At 57.8% G+C, this 19,737-nt stretch carries 11 protein-coding genes; 8 read left to right on the forward strand and 3 right to left on the reverse strand.

From position 1 onward, the window contains the following. Nucleotides 1-55: 55 nt before the first annotated feature. Nucleotides 56-1,237 (reverse strand): tRNA uracil 4-sulfurtransferase ThiI, encoded by a 1,182-nt coding sequence (gene thiI / locus TREPR_RS06170; RefSeq protein WP_015707438.1) that lies wholly within the window; start codon nt 1,235-1,237, stop codon nt 56-58. After that, entirely contained in the window at nt 1,237-2,391 is a 1,155-nt protein-coding gene (locus TREPR_RS06175; protein WP_015707439.1) for a cysteine desulfurase family protein, read from the reverse strand. The genes thiI and TREPR_RS06175 overlap by 1 nt, the downstream gene beginning before the upstream one ends. 139 nt (nt 2,392-2,530) lie before the next feature. On the opposite strand from TREPR_RS06175, the gene TREPR_RS06180 reads away from it, so the two are divergent. Beyond that, on the forward strand, nt 2,531-2,848 hold the full coding sequence (locus tag TREPR_RS06180; RefSeq protein WP_041611044.1) for an ArsR/SmtB family transcription factor: 318 nt from the start codon (nt 2,531-2,533) through the stop codon (nt 2,846-2,848). A 4-nt stretch (nt 2,849-2,852) separates the two neighbouring features. Here the strand turns inward: TREPR_RS06180 and TREPR_RS06185 are convergent, their stop codons facing one another. After that, entirely contained in the window at nt 2,853-3,938 is a 1,086-nt protein-coding gene (locus TREPR_RS06185) for an MraY family glycosyltransferase (protein ID WP_015707441.1), read from the reverse strand. Between the two features lie 245 nt (nt 3,939-4,183). Between TREPR_RS06185 and thrA the strand changes: the two genes are divergently transcribed. From thrA to TREPR_RS06215, 7 genes are all read left to right on the forward strand, one after another. After that, nucleotides 4,184-6,667, forward strand: a complete 2,484-nt coding sequence (gene thrA / locus TREPR_RS06190) for a bifunctional aspartate kinase/homoserine dehydrogenase I (RefSeq protein ID WP_041611489.1) — start codon at nt 4,184-4,186, stop codon at nt 6,665-6,667. Between the two features lie 103 nt (nt 6,668-6,770). Then, a complete protein-coding gene (locus TREPR_RS18575) occupies nt 6,771-6,935 on the forward strand; it encodes a hypothetical protein (RefSeq protein WP_169313407.1) in 165 nt (54 codons plus the stop codon). 16 nt (nt 6,936-6,951) lie between these two features. Beyond that, on the forward strand, nt 6,952-7,203 hold the full coding sequence (locus TREPR_RS18135) for a hypothetical protein (protein WP_015707444.1): 252 nt from the start codon (nt 6,952-6,954) through the stop codon (nt 7,201-7,203). A 9-nt stretch (nt 7,204-7,212) separates the two neighbouring features. After that, nucleotides 7,213-7,461: a hypothetical protein gene (locus TREPR_RS06200; RefSeq protein ID WP_015707445.1), complete on the forward strand. Its 249-nt coding sequence runs from the start codon at nt 7,213-7,215 to the stop codon at nt 7,459-7,461. 434 nt (nt 7,462-7,895) lie between these two features. Continuing rightward, nucleotides 7,896-11,210 (forward strand): cadherin-like beta sandwich domain-containing protein, encoded by a 3,315-nt coding sequence (locus TREPR_RS06205; protein WP_015707446.1) that lies wholly within the window; start codon nt 7,896-7,898, stop codon nt 11,208-11,210. 14 nt (nt 11,211-11,224) lie between these two features. Further along, a complete protein-coding gene (locus TREPR_RS06210; protein WP_015707447.1) occupies nt 11,225-16,228 on the forward strand; it encodes a beta strand repeat-containing protein in 5,004 nt (1,667 codons plus the stop codon). A gap of 212 nt (nt 16,229-16,440) precedes the next feature. Next, nucleotides 16,441-19,731 carry a cadherin-like beta sandwich domain-containing protein gene (locus TREPR_RS06215; protein ID WP_015707448.1) on the forward strand — a complete coding sequence of 1,097 codons (3,291 nt, stop codon included), beginning with the start codon at nt 16,441-16,443 and terminating at the stop codon, nt 19,729-19,731. The last annotated feature ends 6 nt before the right edge of the window (nt 19,732-19,737 follow it).

Consider the following 19,737-nt stretch of genomic DNA (forward strand, 5'->3'; position numbering starts at 1 on the left):
ATGGATGGGCCTCTCTGTAATTCCTCTGTGATAAATCTTCATAGTATTTCTGCGCTTACCCTGGAAACGAACACCGCTCCATAACGCTTTCCCTGATAGCGGTATCTATCATCTCCCCCAGTTCCAGCCCCTCGTAGAGCCGGTTTGCTTCGCCGATGTCGCCCCGCAGTACCGGATGGGGGGGGCTGAAAAGGACGCAGCAGTCGGGGTAGGGGAGTATCGAGGTTTCGTAGGTGCCCAGTTCCACTGCCGCCCGGATGATGGATTCCTTGTCCATGCCGATCAGGGGGCGGAGTATGGGGAGTTTTACCCGGCTGCCGGTGCAGTTGATGTTTTCGATGGTTTGGCTGGCTACCTGGGAAAGGCTCTCTCCGGTGATGAGGCATTTGCTGCGCCGGTGTTTTGCCAGTTTTTCTGCGCACTCCATCATGGCCATCCGCAGGAGCACCGTGGTCCACTCTTCCGGGGCCTGTTCCTTGATCCGCATCTGCAGGGAGGTGAAGCCTACGGTGAAAAGCCTTATCCCCAGAGAAAAGCGGCCCACGATTTCCGCTAGTTTTACTACTTTTTGCCGGGCTTCTTCGGAGGTGTAGGGGTAGGCGTGGAAGTAGACCGCGTCTATCTTCATGCCCCGGGATGCCATCATGTAGCCTGCCACCGGGGAATCAATGCCCCCTGAAAGGAGGAGCAGCCCCCTGCCCGCAGTGCCTACCGGTAGGCCCCGGCGGCCTTGGCGGCTGAAACCATAAATATAGGCCCTTTCCCGGATTTCAACCGTAATCACCCCCTGGGGTTTGCGGACATCTACCCTGAGCTCCGGCACCGCTTCGCTTACCGCGTCCCCGGCGCCCCGGGCTATGCCGTAGGAGTCCAGGGGGAAACTTTTGTCGGTCCTGCGGGCTTCAATTTTGAAGCTCTCTATGCCCTGTGCGGCCAAGGCCTTCCCCTCGGCAACGCAGACGGCAAAGACCGCTTGGGGGCTTTTTTCGCAGATCCGGGTTTTTGCCCAGCCTGAAATCCCCATGAGCCGGTCCAGGGTCTCCTCAACCCGCGCTTCCCCTTCCTGGGGGGTGCGCACATAAAAGCGGCCTGCGGTGGTCAGTATCTTTGCCCCGGTTCCCCGGAGCAGGTCCCGGAGGTTCCGTTCCAGGATATCCTCAAAGCCCGCGCGGTTCCCCCCCTTCAAGGTCAGCTCCCCCAGCTTGAGCAAATAGAGGCTGGACTCCGAAGCTGCCATTAGAGGGCCTCCAGAATTTTCTGTATTGCCCGGGTAAGCATCTCTATTTCTTCTATAGTAGTGGACCAGCCCTGGGAAAAGCGCACCCCCTCAAGGCTTTGGTCCCTCCCAATGCCCATGGCTTCCAGGACCGGCCGTTTTTGCTCCCGGGAAGAACAGGCGGAGCCGGTGGAAACTGCGAACCCCGCATCGTCCAAGGCCCGGGCCATTACTTCCCCGGGTATGCCCCGGAAACCCGCCTGGAGTATCCAGGGGGAAAACCGGGGATCCTCATCACTGCGATCCTCCGGGATAAGGGTGCAGCGGTCCATGGAGCGGAGGGCCTGTATCAAGGGCTTCCAGCGTTTTGTGGCGGCGGCATACCCGGCCTCTACCGCTTCCCTGGTGGCGAAGGCTTCCATACATTCCGCCAAGGCCAGGGCGCCGGCGGTGTTTTCAGTACCCGGCCGTATGCCCCCCTCCTGGCCGCCTCCGACACCCAGCACTTCTAGGGGCTGCGGGCCTTTGGTCCCCCGGAGCCAGAGCAGGCCTACCCCCCGGGGCCCCCCGATTTTGTGGGCGCTGAAGGCCGCCGAATCCAGATCCCAGCCGCTAATATCCAGAGGTATCTTCCCCAGGGCTTGGACCAGATCGCTGTGCACATGGACCGGCGGCCCCTGTCTGGAGCTCTGGCGGATATACTTCACCAGTGCCCCCAGGTCCATCACCGCCCCGGTCTCGTTGTTCACCCCCATGATCGCCGCAAAACGCAGGGTGGGTATTTTGGCCAACGCCGCCTCCAGGGTGCTTTCCGTCACCCGGCCGTCTTTTTCAACCCCGATAGGCATAATTGTCGCTCCCAGCCGTTTCAGGACCAGGGCGTTTTCCCGCACCGAGGGGTGTTCTACCGAGGAAACCAGGGCGGCGGCATTTTTTCGCAGGAGCAGGGATTGCAGGGGGATGGCATTGGACTCGGTGCCCCCGGAACTGAAGTACAGCTGTTTTGGGGGCACCCCCAGTACAGCGGCGCAGCGGGACCGGGCTGCCTCCAGGGTTTCCCGGGCTTGGCGGCCTTCAAGATGCCGGGACGAGGGGTTGCCGAAGGGGACCGAGCCGGAAGGGGAGGGAAGATCCAGCGGCAGCGCCGTGGCAGCCCAGTCAAAATAATGCCGCATATACTTGGATCATAATAAAATGACCACCGCCGGGCAAGTGGTGAATTTCTCGCTGAAGATAGCTGCAAAGTCTCTCTTAGTTCAAAAAAACAAAAAAAAACATTGACTATCCACAAAGACCATGCAATGCTAAATTCATATGGATAGTCAGCTTGCTTGTACCGAAATGGCTGTTGTTAATGAATATTCACGAAAAATGAAGGTCTGTGGTCATCCTGTGCGCTTAAAACTACTTTGTCATATCTACAGACAGGGGGACCCCTGTGTAACCAACCTTTGGACCAGCCTGGGGGAAAGCCAGCCGGTTATAAGCCAGCATCTGGCGATTCTCAAGGAAAACCGGGTGGTGGATTCCGTGGTTCAGGGAAACCGTCGTATTTATTCAATCTGTGATGATTTTATCAGGGAAGTGATAGCCAAAATGGTCGCCGAAGTGGGCGAACAGGGGCCATGCTGAAAACTCAGGTTTCCGAGGTATGGGTTTTCAGCTGTTTTTGAATTGCCCGGTTTGCAAAGTGGATGAAGGTGAAAAAACCAGCCGTCGCCGCATAGGCTGCCCCCAGTAAAAGTATCGAGAGGCCGCCCTTAAACCGCAGGGACTCAAATACCAGGACACCCAACAAAATTTGCAATCCATAGAGAACCGCATCCACTTTTCGGGAGCTGAGGCCCATATTCATTAGTTTATGATGAATATGAAGCCGATCAGGGCTGTCAATCCGCCGCCCGTCCCTGAGTCTGCGCCAAATGGCGGCGATGGTGTCAAAGATCGGGATGCTGAGCAGCGCAGCGGCGTAGAAGACCGGTATACCGGTGCCGGTCCCGTTGCTCAGAGGGAGCAGCGCCAGGGTGAAGCCCAGAAACTGGCTGCCCCCATCGCCCATGAATATCCTGGCCCGGGGAAAGGGTAAATTAAACACCAGAAAGCCCCCCAAAGCCGCCACAAGGCAGAGAGCGAGGAGGCTTGTGGGGCCTCCGTTGGGAGAATGCATAAAAATAAGAGCATAAAACAGGGCCGCCAGGGCCGAAACCCCTCCGGCCAGGCCGTCCACCCCGTCAATGAAGTTTACCGCATTGGTGAGCCCCACTATCCAGAGGAAAGTAATGGGGTAGCGCAGCCAAATGAGCTCCCCCAGGGATCCAATATTGAAGGGAAATATCCTGTTAAAGGTATAATTGGGGATAAGCACCAAAATTCCCGCGATAAACTGGATAAACAGCTTATACCGGGGCGCCATGGGATGGAAATCATCAAAAACACCGGAAATAAAGATGATGATTATCGAAATCAGGGGGAATATGAAGCTTGGCCCTAAAAGTGCATTGGGAAGTTTTATCCCCAGGGCCGGAACCAGGAAGATAATGCCAAAAACTACCAGTATAAAAGCCGTTGCGAAGCCTAGTCCCCCCAGGCGGGGTACCTCGCCGGTGTGGATTTTCCGCTCATCAATGGGATCAAACCAGGCTTTTTTACGGGACAGACGAAGAACTATGGCTACAAAAGTGCAGGACAAAACAAATGTTGTAGTAATAATCCCCAAAGCCATTCCACAGTACCCCCGACCTATGCATTATAAACATACAAAATCTAATCCAAAGCCAAGTTGAATTTCAGGTTTTTATATTATCATAAAAAAAAAACTACCGCTATGGGTGTATAAAAGGATAGATTTCTTTTTTTCAGCTTTTCCAATAAACGATTGAAAAATACCCGGAAAAAGCGTATAAGTAGTTGATATTTTATGGGATGCCGGTTTTTGAAAATATCGCGGTTTTCCAGGGGGATCTTTTCATGGTAGTACTGAAATTCGGGGGCACTTCGGTTGGGTCCCCAGAGGCGATTCGGAAATTGATAGGTATTCTGGGTGATTCGGAGCATGCCGGTAAAGTCCGGGTAGTGGTGGTTTCCGCCCTGTCCGGGGTTACCGACAGCCTTATCGGCCTGGCCCGGCAGGCGGCGGAGGGCGAAGTTGCCCGGGCGGCTCTTAAGACCCTGGAAGAACGGCACCGCAAAATAAGCCATGCCTTCCTTGCCGGGACAGAGCGGCAGGAAACGGACGCCGCCATAAAGGCTTCCTTTGCGGAGCTGAGCCGTACCCTGGACGGTATAGGTATACTCCGGGAGCTTTCCCCCCGGAGCTTTGATTATGTGATGAGCTTTGGGGAACGGCTGTCTGCGGCTCTCCTTGCCCATATCTGCACCGCCCAGGGTGTTCAGGCGGAATACCTGGACGCCCGGCCCCTGGTCCTGACCGACGGCAACTATGGGTCTGCCCGGTATCAGGGCGATGAAAGCTACAGCCGCATCCGGTCCTACCTTAAAAAACACCCGGCCCTTCAAATAGCCACGGGCTTTATCGGGTCAAACGCCGAAGGGCATACCACCACCCTGGGCCGGGGGGGATCGGACCTGAGCGCCGCCATTTTCGGCGCCGCCATGGGGGCAAAATGTGTGGAAATCTGGACCGATGTGGACGGCATACTTACCGCGGACCCGAAGCTTGTTAAGACCGCTTTCAAAATTGATTCTCTGTCATATAATGAAGCTATGGAGCTTTCCCATTTTGGCGCCAAAGTTCTTCATCCCCCCACGGTGCGTCCTGCCCTGGAAAAAGGCATACCCATAGTGATACGGAATACCTTCAATCCCCCAGGGGGGGGCACCCGGATCGCCGACGACGCGGATCCGGGGAATTACCCCATACGGGGGATCTCTTCTATGGGAAATGTGACCCTGGTCCGGGTGCAGGGTTCGGGCATGGTGGGGATGACCGGCTTCTCCGCCCGGCTTTTTGGCGCCCTGGCCCGGAAGGGGATCAGTATCATCCTCATTACCCAGGCCTCCAGCGAATACTCCATCTGCGTTGTGGTTGCACCCCAGGACGGACCCCTGGCGGCAGCTGTTATAGGGGAGGAATTTGAGCGGGAAATCGCTTCCGGGGCCATTGAGGCGCCTGCGGTGATGGAGGACCTGGCGATTATAGCCGTGGTGGGTTCCAATATGGAGCATACCACGGGCATTTCCGGCAAGGTCTTCCACGCCCTGGGCCGGAACGGGATCAACGTGGTGGCCATAGCCCAGGGTTCCTCGGAAATCAACATCTCCGCAGTTATCGGCGCCCAGGATGTGGCCAAGGCCCTGAACGCGATTCACGAGGCCTTTTTCCTGGCCGGGGTCCGCACGGTCAACCTCTTCCTCATCGGCATCGGCAATATAGGCGGAACCCTGCTGGACCAGATCACCAGCCATAAAGAGACCCTGGCTGACCAGTATAAAATACGGATCAACCTGGTGGGGGTGGCCAATTCCAGCCGGATGATCTTCAACCCTGCAGGCTTGGAACCGAAAAAGATCCGGGGGGTCCTCAGTTCCGGGGATATCAAACAGGGCTCAGCAGGTACCGAACTACTCCCCCTGACCTTGCCTGAATTTATCCGCAAGATGAAATCCTTCAACCTCCCCACCACCGCCTTCTGCGACTGTACCGCCAACCCCGATGTGGCCGCTGTTTACGCAGAGATACTGCAGGCCGCCATACCCGTGGTCACCCCCAACAAGCGGGCCAACTCCGGTTCCCTGGATTACTACAAAACCATCACCGGCTATTCCCGTGACCGGGGCATCCCCTATCTCTACGAAACCACGGTCTGCGCGGGGCTCCCGGTAATCTCGGTGCTCCGGGACCTGGCCCTTTCCGGGGACAAGGTCCGGCGCATTGAGGCGGTGCTTTCCGGCACCCTGAGCTTCATTTTCAACAACTTTGACGGCAGCAAAACCTTTTCCGCCCTGGTCCGGGAAGCCAAGGCCAAAGGCTACACCGAGCCGGACCCCCGGGACGACCTCAACGCCATGGACGCCGCCCGCAAAGCCCTGATCCTGGCCCGGGAATGCGGCATGTCCCTGGAATTTCCCGCCGTAGCCATTGAGCCCATACTTCCCCCCTCCTGCTTCAAGGCCAACGGGGTTGAAGCCTTCTTTACGGAACTGGAAAAGGCCGACGCCGACTTTGAAAAGCGCCGCCTGGAAGCCGCCAAAGAGGGCAAGGTCCTGCGCTATGTTTCAATCATCGAGGAAGGTTCCGCCCGGCTCTCCCTCCGGGCCGAATCCCCGGGCAGCCCCTTCCTGTCCCTGGTGGACTCGGACAACATCGTGGTGATCACCACGGACCGGTATTCCAAACTGCCCATGGTGATAAAAGGCCCCGGAGCCGGCGCCCAGGTAACCGCCGGCGGGGTATTCGCGGACATACTGCGGATCGCCAGGACCCTGGTGTAAGGGGCGCAGCGGACTTTACGAATTTTAGTAAAATTCTTCGAGTAAGGGAACCATTGGCGGGGCCGGTGATTCCAAAAACATCGCCGCCACCAGCGGCGGCGGGGTGAATAAAGCCGGCGCCGGGACCTTCACCTTGAGCGCAGGAACCATCAGCGCCAATACCGAAAGGCAACGCAAGAAAACGGGGGCCGTAGGGCGCAATGCCCCCGGGAAGAAAAAGGCGCTGGCAACGCGCACACCACCAAAGACTTGTACTACCGATAATTAACCCTTAAACTGTTCGTATGTTTCCGAATATCGAATACAATGAAGCGGCGTTCAAGCACGGTGTGACAGAAACCGCCATTCGCTATGCCCTCTGGCATCCCCTTCATGAACAATTGCTCGAAGCCTATAAAAACAAATGGCTTGTCATCGGGTATGATACCACCGGAAATTTGATAGAAGTCGCATATAATATCATTGATGATGAAACGGTTAATGTCTTTCATGCAATGCCATGCAGAAAGAAATTTTTTGGCGAGCTTACATTATAGGAGAAACCCATGGCAAGAATGACCGAGGAAGAAGCACATGCTTTGGATGAAGCAATTACCAATGCCGATATAACCCTTAAACCGGGCAAAGGCGGTATGTTTATCCGCCAGCGGGAGCTGCTTGACGCTTTGGACCGCCCAAGCGCCGACTATATCATGACCCGCGCGATGGCCACCAACAAAATGCCCCTGCAAATTCTGGGTGAACTGGTGCATGAACAAATCATTCAAAACAAAGAGGCTCTCGCACAGGGCTAACAGGCGCCGGATTTACGCTTCCCCCTTTCTTTTTTGGGGGCTGACGAGTTGCGGAAATAGGGGTTTTTGATATGCCTTACATCGGAATCCGTAATAAAACAGAAAAATTGCCTTTTTAGCCCCCCCAGTCATGGGCCCTCCCGCTACTTTTACGAATTTTAGTAAAATTCTTCACAAAAAAGTGGAAAATTTCTTTTTATTGGTATATTATACTCATGTAGTCAGAAATAGGGGGATATATGTCAGATAGCCCATATACCCGTTTTCGCTCTCTTTGTAATCTGCGCTTATTGCGGAAGCTTATTTATTATATGTGTAATGGGAATACTATGATATATTTCTTACATCCTAACAATTCCGATAGGATTACTAAGATAAGTCCTACATCTTTCAGATTCCCAATCTCATGCTGCATTATGCTAAGGAGCTGTGCTATGAAAGCAATGCGCTTTTTTACCCTGGTCTGCGGAGTTGCCCTCATATTTGCCGGGTGCGAACTCTTTCTCAATAAACCGGAAAAGGACGCCCTTTCCGGGGCGGAATACGAGGTATGGCTGGCCAAGGCGCCCCACCTTTCGGTGCGTATGGAACTGGTCCCCGGGTCGGGCTCCGCCAATCCTCCTACGGGGCTTATTGTGCTGCCGGAGAACCGGCCCAAGCTGGAAGTACCCTTTAACGCCTCCTTTACCGTAAACCCCGGGTTCGGCTTTGTGGAATGGCAGGCCTACAGGGCTGCCGCGCCGGGCGTGAAATTAGGAACCGAGGTGCAGTTTAGAAGCCTTAACGCTTCGGGGACCGAAGTTGAAGTGACGGCCCTTATCAATGAAGAACTCATCATCACCCCCTTTTGCGCGGCCCTGCCGGGGGTAACGGACCATAACCTACCCAACGCCACCTTTGAGCGGCTGCCCACCAACTACCCGGTGGAGATACGGTTTAATGCGCCGATTGATCCGGAAAGCCTCGCCTTCCTGAATGCGGACAACCCCCAGGGGACCATCGCCATTACCGGGAAGGCTGACCAGGGGATGAACCCGACGGCCCGAGATTTGACGGGCCAGTACGATCTGCAAAAGGACCCGGCGGGGCTCTGGATACGCCTGGAGCCGGTGCGGAACGGCCTCTCCCTTTCCAATAACAATATTACGATAGAACTGGGCACAGGCATACGGCGCAAAGACTACCCCTTATTTATGGTGGAAAGCCGGGCTTTTAGCTACGGGGCTGGGGACGGCCCTGACCTGAACTTCCCGGTGGTTGACAGCAACCTTATCAAGGGAACCCTGGGCCTTGAGGAGGAGGATGTCTTTTTCCCCGGGAAAACTATTAGCTATGACAGCGCCGGGCGGACCTGGCCGGAGGGATATGCCCTGAAAAGTGACGAAGAGGGGACGCGGACCGTGTACCTGCTTTTTGACGCCTATAAAAGCTCGGCAATGATAAAGGAAATAAGCATCACCGAGGAACGGATTATGGATATCGTAGGCCGTGCGGTGACCGCCGAGATCCTGCCTTCCCCGGCCTACCCCAATGAGAATTTGCGGAATGCCGATTCTCCCCTGGCTTGGAAGTATGCCCAGGAATTCCAAAAGACGCCCTTTGTAATCCCCCACACGGTACAGACCGCCAAGGAAGGGGTCATCCGGTTTTACATACAGCCCCGGGACTCTTTCGGGATCGGGTACAGCTATGTGGATGCCCAGACCCGGGGCCTGTATGTGGAAGCCCTGCTGGACCTGCCCCCTGACCCGGTGACCGGGATTGGGGGGGTGTATAACCGGGCTGCCGGGACTATCACCCTGGCCTGGGCTGATCCGGCCCAAGCGGATCTGGATTATATCGACATAAGCTGGGCCGGGGGTACAGCAAAAGCGAATGCTGGGGAGCAGAAGGCGGTCCTAACCGGCATTGATTCCGGGCTCTATAACTTTACCCTTAGCGCCGTCGACCGGGGCGGGAACCGCACTACGGCTGAGTTCGCCTTTAACGCGGATTCCACGATCCCCAGCCCGGTCAGTGATCTGCAGGGTTCCTACAATCAGGCATCAGAGAGCATGGTCCTTTCCTGGAATAACCCCGTGGGGGATACGGAAGCGGAAACTATCAGGATAAGCTGGGGCGGTACTGCCGGCGGTTCAGCCACCGTAGCGTTAAGCGGCCCAAGCCAGGGCTATGCCATTCCCGGCATAGCGCCGGCCAATGGCGCGGCATACACCGTAACGGTGAAGACTGCCAACGCCCTGAAAGAATCCGGCGGGGTCTCGGTAAACATATACCCGGACATCACGCCGCCTGGGCCCCTTACGGTTGGCGCCTCCTATAACCAGGTCTCCAGGACCATCGCGGCCAGCTGGACCGATCCGGCGGACGCGGATTTGCAGGAGATACTCCTGGAATGGGGGATCAACGGGGAAGGCATTGCGGGAAGCCAGCGGATAGGCCGGGGTCAGGAATCCTACGTTATTACCGGGGTTGTTTCGGACAGCCGGGGCTATACGGTGCGGGCTTATGCAATTGACCGCGCGGGAAACCAATCTGCGGGGAAAACCCTGCAGGTGGAAACCGACACCACCCCGCCAGGCGCCGTGTGGAGCCTGGCGGGTTCCTATAACCGGGAGGCGCAGCAGATTACCGTTACCTGGACCGATCCGGCGGACCCTGACTTGAAGGAGATCCGCCTTGCCTGGCAGGCGGGAACCGGGGCTTTGACGGAAATAACCCTGGAGCCGGGGATAAAAACCTACACCATCGGGCAAGTGGGGTATAACAGCGGGCAATACGCCATCACGGTTACTGCGGCGGACCGGGCGGGCAATGCGGGGAACGCCGAAACAGTAAATGTACGGACCGACAGCCGGCCTGAGCGCTTGCCCGCTCCCACGGGGGTACAGGTCCTGCCCACAGGCAGCGCCGATTCCAAGACACTTACCATCGAATGGAACGCGGTTAGCGGCGCTACAGGCTATGAGGTGGTTTACAGCATCTATAACGATAGCAGCACGGCGTTACCCGGTGGCGGTACGATTACTGATGCCGCCAGCGGTAAAAAGACTACGACGATTACCGGCCTGAGCCGGGCGTCCTATTATGTGTGGGTACGGGCAAAGAACGCGCTTGACGCCGGGGAATACAACATCGCCCCTGCTATCGGGACCCCTAAGTACAATGTTGCAAGCCTTTCGAACCTGGTGATGAGCCCTGTGTCGATAAGCGGGTTTTCTCCCGGAACATATACTGGGTATTCGGTGACAATCCCTTCTACCAGCTCCAGCTTCACGGCAACGGGCTACCCCAATTTTTTCGGAACGGTGCAATATAAGTTCAGCGGCGCCTTCGATTCCCTCAACACATGGAATATTAGCCCCGGGGCCAGTGGCACGGTAACCGTACGGGTGACCGCAGAAGACGGCTCGGCACAGCAAGACTACACCGTAGCCGTAAGCGCGGCCTGGTCGAATCCCGGGGGCATCGTCCTGCCGGGGGAGAAAATCACCCTGAGCCCCACGGGGCCGGTGAACCTTAGCTGGGCTGCCGCCGCAACACAGGAATTTACTGTGAGTTCGGTTTCGGGGGCTACACTAACTGGTATAGAGTGGTTTGTGGACGGGAAAAAGAAAACAGGCGCGGCAGATAAGTTCACTGTAACGGCGAAAGAGTATTCCCTGGAGAGGCCTCACACATTAACAGTGCGGGCCAAAGTGGACGGCTTGCCCTATTCGCTGGATGCCCAGTTCACGGTAATACGGTAATAATGGAGTAGGCGATGAAAAACATACGAAAGACGATGCAAACAGTATCCCTGTTGAGCGCCCTGGCGGCGGCCCTGCTCCTGGGTTCCTGCGCCAATCCCTTTGCGCCTGACAAGCCTAATCCGGAGTATAAGCCATCTCCGGATACGACGATTCCCCAGGGATACGGCCGCCTGCTTGTCAGTCTGGGCCTTGAGGAGCCGGCGGAGCTCGCGGTTGCGCAGCAGGAGGCGCCCGAGGCGGCGTTACAAGCCGCGCGGACCCTGATACCCGGCGCTTTTACCCGGTATGAAGTCACCTTCACCAATAAAGATGATCCCCCCGTGGTGGTTACCAAAACCTGGACGACGCCAACGGGGAATGTGGTGGACCTGATACCCGGAACCTGGACCATCGCCGTGACGGCCTATGCCGGGACCGGGACCGGGGCGGTGGCATCGGGGACGGGGCAGCTTACCAATGTAGCCGTGACCGCCGCCGCCGCCGCGGAGATTAGCATTCCCCTGAGTATGAAGGCGGGAGGCTCGGGGACCCTGAGCTATACCATCACCTTTCCGGGAACCCTGAGCAGCTATACAACAAGGAAGCTGACCATATACAACGATAACGGGGAGCCCATTTCTTCCCTGCCTGCGGAAAACCCCAGCACTACCAACCCCATCACCTTTACCACTTCCCCGGCAACGGGGACAGTGTCGCTGAATGCGGGGGGCTATTACCTGGTGGCGGAACTGGAGAATAGCCAGGGCCGCTTTGCCCGGTGGACCACGGCGTTCCATATTTATAACGGCCAGACCACTCCTGCGGCGCATAGCTTTGGAGATGGCGATTTTGAAGAGTCTATTCCGGTTTCCGGGACCGCTACGCTTACCGTCGGGATGGGCATCACCCTGAGCGAAGTAACGGTAAGCGCCTATGGCACCGCAGCCTGTGATGGGCTGCCCGTTGCCGGTCCGGTGGCGCTTGCTTCGGTTACGACCGGTGGTACCTATACCCTGTTTATCCCCAACAGATATGCCGCAGTCTGGCTGCGCCTGGGGGCGAAGGATAGCGCCGATCAGCCGGTGTCCGGGGCCGAGGCGTCAGTGACGGAGGTTCCCATTAACGAGGATCCGGTCACCCAGAACCTCAGCGCCGGTATCTATGCCATTACTCCTTATGCTGCCGACGGAGGCAAGGTTACCGCACCCTCCGCAGCCTTTAAGGGCAGCACGGTGGCGGTTACGGTAAGCCCGGCGCCAGGGTATTTCCAGAGCGGGAAATCGCAGTATACGGACAGCGCCAGCATTACGATGTCTTTTGATGGCGGGACCTTTACGATGCCCGCTCTGAACGTAACCCTGAGCGCCAATTTTGCGCTCATCGCCACTGGCGGCGAGACTGATGTAGCCATCGTGAACAACGTGGGCTATGACAACCTGAACGCTGCCTTTGCGGCAGTACCGGCTGGGACCGGGACCGCAGCAAGCCCTGTGGTGATCACGGTGCTGAAGAGTACCGTCACCGTCACCGAGACTATCACGGTCGACGGCGGGCGGTATGTGCAACTGGTCGGGGCAGGTTACACAACGGCTACCATCACTTTTAATGAAAACACCTTTCTGGAGGTGAAAGCCGGGGCGGGGCTGATACTGGGGGACGGCACTTTACCGATTGCCCTGGACGGCGACGCGAGATGGACCAACTTTGACACGGGGGAGCACGCCGGCGTTTCCCGGGGAGGCGCCCTGGTACGGACCGCAGGGGCCTTCACCATTAAAGGTTCCGCCCGGGTGCAGAATAACTATGGGGGAACAACCGGCGAAGGCGGGGGCGTGTACGTGGCGGAGGCAACCGGAAACCTGGTAGTTGACGGAGGCGCCATCGAAAACAACTGGGCGTCCAAAGGCGGCGGGGTGTATCTGTCCGGCGCCGGCGCAGATCTGACCGTAACTCAGTATGGAAGCATCAGCGGCAATGCGGCGGAGACCGGCGGCGGGGTGTATCTGTCCGGCGCCGGCGCAGCCCTGACCGTAACTCAGTATGGAAGCATCAGCGGCAATGCGGCGGAGACCGGCGGCGGGGTATATGCTGCCGGAGGGAACAGCACCCTACAAGACGGCGGCTCCGTGGAGGGGAACCTTGCCCAGGACGGCGGCGGGGTGTACCTGGTGGCAGTGGAAACCGGGATAGGGCCCCGCCTGAACATCAGGGTCGGCGGCGCGGTAAAGGCCAACCAGGCGAGCCGCAACGGCGGCGGCGTCTATGTAGGCAAAAAGGCCAACCTGACCATGACCGAGACCAGCGTCATTGGGAACAGCCCCACTGAGACCGATGCGGGCAATAGCGCGACGGTAGGGGGGGGCGGCCTCTATCTGGCAGTGGACGCCACGGCAAGCCTGGAAGGGAAAGCCCGGATTACCGGGAACACCGCCCCGACCGGCAAAGGCCCGGATGCGGCCCTTGCGGCGACCCTGAATCTGAACGGCGGCGCCCTGGTGAGCGATGCGTACCTTATCAACGCTACCGGAGCCATCGGGGTTCCAGGCATCCTAACCGCGACTGTCTCGGCGAAGATTACCCCCCATGACTACGACCGCAATCAGCCGGTGCTGACCGGCGTCAATGTTGCGGCCAACTATACCAGGTTTACCCTGGCAAATCCAACCGCAGACGGAAATAACTATATGATTAGACGCACCGGGTCCCTGGTGAACGCAAGGTACACCCGATACCGGAATGCCACTACCGTGGACTATTACACGACCCTGGGGGATTTGCTGTACGATGATGGTTTCCCATCCGAGAGCAGCAGCGAAGACCCTCCCGATGAGATCCGGATAGCATCCGGGACGAGCTCCATAACCCTTGGTGCGGGTGAAGGTTTCACCATACCCGCCGGCGTCCACGTTAAGCTGGTACCGCCGTCAGAGGGCTTCACCATCAGCCGAAACGCCGCTTCAAGCACCCCGGTGTTTACCGTGAACACCGGCACTTCCCTGGCCATCGGAGGAACGACGTACGCCCTTACCCTGGACGGGGGCTCTTCCACCCATACAAGCCCATTGGTACAAGTGAACGGCGGGACCTTCACCATGGGGAACATTGCAACGCTGAAGAATAACAAACGCTCAGGCGATGGCGGCGCGGTCTCTGTCGCAAGCGGGACCTTCACCATGAGCGGGGGAACCATTGGCGGGACATCGTCGACCAAGAACACGGCGACTTACGGCGGCGCGGTCTCTGTCTCCTCAGGAGGGTCCTTCACCATGAGCGGAGGGAGCATCACCGGAAATACCGCAACGGCTAACGGCGGCGCGGTCTCTGTCTCAGGCGGGACCTTCACCCTGAGCGGGGGGACGATCACCGCGAATACGGCAACGGCTAACGGCGGCGCGGTCTCTGTCACAGCCGGGTTATTCACCCTGAGCGGGGGAACCATTGGCGGGTCATCGTCGGACAAGAACACGGCGACTTACGGCGGCGGAGTGTATGTGTCCAGCAGTGGGGAGTTCAAACTAAGCACCGGAACCATCAGCTACAATACTGCTACTTACGGCGGCGGGGTCTCCGTCTCAGGCGGGTCCTTCACCCTGAGCGGGGGGACGATCACCGCGAATACGGCAACGGCTAACGGCGGCGGGGTCTCCGTCTCAGGCGGGTCCTTCACCCTGAACACCCCGAGCTCCCAGGTCAGCATCACCGCTAATAGCGCGGACAATGGCGGCGCGGTCTCTGTCACAGGCGGGACCTTCGCCCTGAACGGAGGAATCATTGGCGGGTCATCGTCGAACAGGAACACGGCGGTTAACGGCGGCGGGGTGTATGTGTACGGCGGGGCGTTCAATCTAACCTCCGGAAGCATCAGCTACAATACTGCTACGACTAACGGCGGCGGGGTGTATATGAACATCTCCAATCCCTTAACCCTGAGCAACGGAAGCATCCACGACAATACTGCTACTAACGGCGGCGGGGTGTATAAAACCGGTAGCGGGACCTTCACCATGAATGGGGGTACATTATCCATCACCAACAATACCGCCACCGGCAGCGAGACCAATGGCGGCGGGGTGTATGTGGCCAACGGGAAGTTCGAACTAATCGCCGGAAGTATCGGCGGCAATACTGCTACTAACGGCGGCGGGGTCTCTGTGGCCAGCGAAGGGACCTTCACCATGACTGGGGGAACCATTGGCTCGACGAGGAACACGGCGACTGACAAAGGCGGCGGGGTATACGCCCGCGGGCCCTTCACTATGAGCGCCGGAACCATCAGCTCCAATACTGCTAAAGACGGCGGCGGGGTATACGCCACCACCTCGCCCTTCACTATGAGCAACACGGCGAGCATCAGCAGCAATACTGCTACTAACGACGGCGGCGGGGTGTATGCGAGTAACTTCACCCTAAACGCCGGAACTATCAGCAACAATACTGCTACTAACAACGGCGGCGGCGTGTTCAAAGCCGGGTACGATACTTTCACCATGAATGGTGGAACCATTGGCGGGTCGTCATCGTCGGCCAATAACACGGCGGCTATGGGCGCCGGGGTGTATGTGGACGCAGCGGAGTTCGAACTAAAAGCCGGAACCATCAGCTACAATACTGCTACGACTCGCGGCGGCGGGGTGTATGTGAAGACCTTTGCGACCCTCACTATGAGCGGGAGCGGGGGAACCATCAGCAACAATTCCGTCAGCGGCATTGGATCTGGCGGCGGGGTGTTTGTGGACGCCAGTGCGACCTTCACTATGAGCGCAGGAGCCATCAGCAACAATGCCATGACCCACACCTCTGTCGGGCCGTGCTATGGCGGCGGGGTGGCCGTTACTGGCATTTTCTACATGTCGGGTGGAACCATTTCCAACAACACTAACAGCAGCATCACGGGTTTGGGTAACAACTTGTTTAAGGGCCCGGACGCTATAGCAATGTACGGCACCGCAGATACCCCCAGCAGTACCTGGATCGCAGGCTCTTCAGGTAATGCTGGTTACACGAACGACACGTTACCCGTACCCGGGGCCTTGTGAGACCCTTCGGAACGGGCGCGCCGTAGGCCGTCAGGCGCCGGAAATGCCTTGGCATCGACGTTTGAACCTACGAAAAACCCCCTGCGTATGCGGGGGGGTATATAATGCTGGGAAGAAAAAGGCCGCCTGGCGCCGGAACGGTAAATTAGAAATTGGGAGGATACATGTCAGATAGCCTAAACTCACGTTGCATTATGCCAAGGAGCTTCGCTATGAAAGCAGCGCGTTTTTTTGCCCTGGCCTGCGGAGCCGCCCTCATATTTGCCGGATGCGACCTTTTTCTCAACAAGCCGGAAAAGGACGCCATTTCCGGGGCGGAATACGAGGTATGGCTGGCCAAGGCGCCCCACCTTTCGGTGCGCATGGAACTGGTTCCCGGTTCGGGTTCCGCCAATCCCCCGGCAGGGGTTATTGTACTGCCGGACAACCGGCCCAAGCTGGAAGTGCCCTTTAACGCCTCCTTTACCGTAAACCCCGGGTTCGGCTTTGTGGAATGGCAGGCTTATCGGGCTGCCGCGCCGGGCGTGAAATTAGGGGCCGAGGTGCAGTTTAGAAGCCTTAACGCCTCGGGGACCGAAGTTGAAGTGGCGGCCTTTATCAATGAAGAACTAATCATCATCCCCTTTTGCGCAACCCTGCCGGGGGTGACAGACCATAACCTGCCCAACGCCACCTTTGAGCGGCTGCCTACCAATTACCCCGTGGAGATACGGTTTAACACGCCGATTGATCCGGAAAGCCTCTCCTTCCTGACCGCAGACAACCCCCAGGGGACCATCGCCATTACCGGGAAGGCTGACCAGGGGATGACCCCGACGGCCCGGGATTTGACGGGCCAGTACGATATGCAAAAGGACCCCTCGGGGCTCTGGATACGCCTGGAGCCGGTACGGTACGGCCTCGCCCTTTCTAATAACAATATTACTATAGAACTGGGGACCGGCATACGCAGCAGGGACTATCCCATATATATGGTGGAAAGCCGGGCCCTTAGCTACGGGGCTGGGGACGGCCCGGACCTGAACTTCCCGGTGGTTGACAGCAGGCTTATCAAGGGAGCCTTGGGCCTTGAGGAGGATGATGTCTTTTTCTCCGGGAAAACCATTAGCTATGACAACATCGGGCGGGTCTGGCCGGCCGGATTTCTTCTGAAAAGCGATCAAGCGGGGCAGCGGACCGTGTACCTGTTTTTTGACGCCTATAAAACCTCGGCAATGATAAAGGACATTACCATCACCGAGGAACGGGTTATGGATATCGTAGGCCGTGCGGTGACCGCTGAGATTCTGCCCGCTCCGGCCTACCCCAACGAGAATTTGCGGAACGCCGATTCCCCCCTGGCCTGGAAATACGCCCAGGAATTCCAAAAGACGCCCTTTGTTGTCGCCCACACGGTGCAGACTGTTAAGGAAGGGGTCATCCGGTTTTATATACAGCCCCGGGATTCTTTCGGGATTGGGTACAGCTATGCGGATGCCCAGTCCCGGAGCCTGTATGTAGAGGCCCTCCTGGACCTGCCCCCTGACCCGGTGACCGGGATTGGGGGCGTGTATAACCGTATTGACGGGACTATCACCCTGACCTGGGCCGATCCGGCGAATGTGGACCTGGATTACATCGACATAAGCTGGGCCGGGGGTACAGCAAAAGCGAAGGCGGGGGAACAGCGGGCGGTCCTGGCCGATATGGTTTCCGGGTCCTATGGCTTTACGATTGCCGCAGTGGACAGGGGAGGGAACCGCAGCCCGGCTGAGGAGTTCGCTTTTAACGCAGATTCCACGATCCCCAGCCCGGTAACCGGGCTTAGCGGGTATTACAATAAGGATACCCAGAGCATGGTCCTTTCCTGGACTAACCCCCAGGACCCGGAAGTGGAAACTATCGAGATAAGCTGGGCCGGCATGGCCGCCGGCGCAACGAGCATAGCCAAAAGCGGCCTAAGCCAAGGCTATGCCATACCCAACATACTCCCCGCCAACGGCGCGGCCTATACGGTAACGGTCAAGACGGCCAATACCCTGAAAAAATCCGGCGGGGCTTCGGTAAACATATACCCGGACATCACGCCGCCTGGGCCCCTTACGGTTGGCGCTTTTTATGACAAAGGCTCCAGGACTATCATGCTTAGCTGGGCCGATCCGGCGGATACGGATTTGCAGGAGATACTCCTGGAATGGGGGATCAGCGGGGCGGGCATTGCGGGAACAGAGCGGGTAGGCCGGGGGCAGGGATCCTACGTTATTACCGAGGCTGTTTCGGACAGCCGGGGCTATACGGTGCGGGCCTACGCGTTTGACCGCGCGGGAAACCAATCTGCGGGGAAAACCCTGCAGGTGGAAACCGACACCACCCCGCCCGGCGCCGTATGGGGCCTGGCAGGTTCCTATGACCGGGAGGCGCAGCAGATTACCGTTGCCTGGACCGATCCGGTGGACGCTGACTTGAAAGAGATCCGCCTTGGCTGGCAGGCGGAAAACGGGGCTTTGACAACCCTTACCCTGGGCAAAGGGGTAGGCGCCTATACCATTAATTCAGTGGGCTATAACAGCGGGGAATACAGTATTACCGTTACTGCGGCAGACCAGGCCGGGAATGCGGGGAAGAGCGAGACGGTAAATGTGCGGACCGACAACCGGCCCGCCACGCCGGGTAGTATTGCTGCGGTTAATACCCTTAATTCCAAGGAACTTTTGGTAAGTTGGAACAAGGCAAGCGGGGCCACCGGCTACGATCTGCGCTACGGTCTTTCAAGCAGCGGCAGCGGCGCTGTAGTGGTGGGCATTGATGGGGGAACGACCCTCAGCAAAACCCTGAGCGGCCTGAGCGATGGGGCTGCCTACTATGTGTGGGTCCGGGCAAAAGACGGGACCGTACTGGGGGACTACAATACAACGCCGGTCACCGGGACGCCGAAAAACAACAATGCTGCCCTGGGCAGCCTTAGCATAAAAGGGGCGGCTTTGAGCCCTGCCTTTGCGGCGGATACTACGAAATACACGGCAATACTTCCGGCGGGTAGCAGCGAGGTCACTGTTGATGCGGCAGCGGAGGACAGCAATGCGGCGGTTTCTTACGGATTTGACGGCGGTTTTTTGAGCAGCGCTGCGAATTTCAAGACTATCAACCCCGGCGCTGTGGTACAAGCCCGGGTGTCGGTGACGGCGCAAAACGGCGCAACTACCAAAACCTACACCATAACTGTAACCCGCTTACAGCAGGCGGATATAGTCATCGGCGGACCCCAAAACCCCATTAGCGTAAGCCCCGAAACGGCCAAGATAAGCTGGCGCGGCGGGGCGAAGGCCTTTACGGTGAAGGGAACCGGACCCAGAGACGCTATACAGTGGTACGTGGACGGCGTACCGAAGCGCGACGCAACCGGTGATTCCGTTACCATCGTCGCCAGTGATTACCTGGCGACGGAACACACCCTTATGGTGAAGGTGATAACAGCAGCCGGGGTTTTGTATACCCGGGAATTGAAATTTACGGTTACCCAGTAAAGAGGA

The organism is Treponema primitia ZAS-2 (assembly GCF_000214375.1).
Taxonomy (GTDB): Bacteria; Spirochaetota; Spirochaetia; order Treponematales; family Breznakiellaceae; genus Termitinema; species Termitinema primitia.

Coding starts and splice junctions, on each gene's coding strand:
- thiI (WP_015707438.1), bottom strand. CDS start 1,237: ATGGCAGCTTCGGAGTCCAGCCTCTATTTGCTCAAGCTGGGGGAGCTG.
- TREPR_RS06175 (WP_015707439.1), bottom strand. CDS start 2,391: ATGCGGCATTATTTTGACTGGGCTGCCACGGCGCTGCCGCTGGATCTT.
- TREPR_RS06180 (WP_041611044.1), top strand. CDS start 2,531: ATGGATAGTCAGCTTGCTTGTACCGAAATGGCTGTTGTTAATGAATAT.
- TREPR_RS06185 (WP_015707441.1), bottom strand. CDS start 3,938: ATGGCTTTGGGGATTATTACTACAACATTTGTTTTGTCCTGCACTTTT.
- thrA (WP_041611489.1), top strand. CDS start 4,184: ATGGTAGTACTGAAATTCGGGGGCACTTCGGTTGGGTCCCCAGAGGCG.
- TREPR_RS18135 (WP_015707444.1), top strand. CDS start 6,952: ATGTTTCCGAATATCGAATACAATGAAGCGGCGTTCAAGCACGGTGTG.
- TREPR_RS06200 (WP_015707445.1), top strand. CDS start 7,213: ATGGCAAGAATGACCGAGGAAGAAGCACATGCTTTGGATGAAGCAATT.
- TREPR_RS06205 (WP_015707446.1), top strand. CDS start 7,896: ATGAAAGCAATGCGCTTTTTTACCCTGGTCTGCGGAGTTGCCCTCATA.
- TREPR_RS06210 (WP_015707447.1), top strand. CDS start 11,225: ATGAAAAACATACGAAAGACGATGCAAACAGTATCCCTGTTGAGCGCC.
- TREPR_RS06215 (WP_015707448.1), top strand. CDS start 16,441: ATGAAAGCAGCGCGTTTTTTTGCCCTGGCCTGCGGAGCCGCCCTCATA.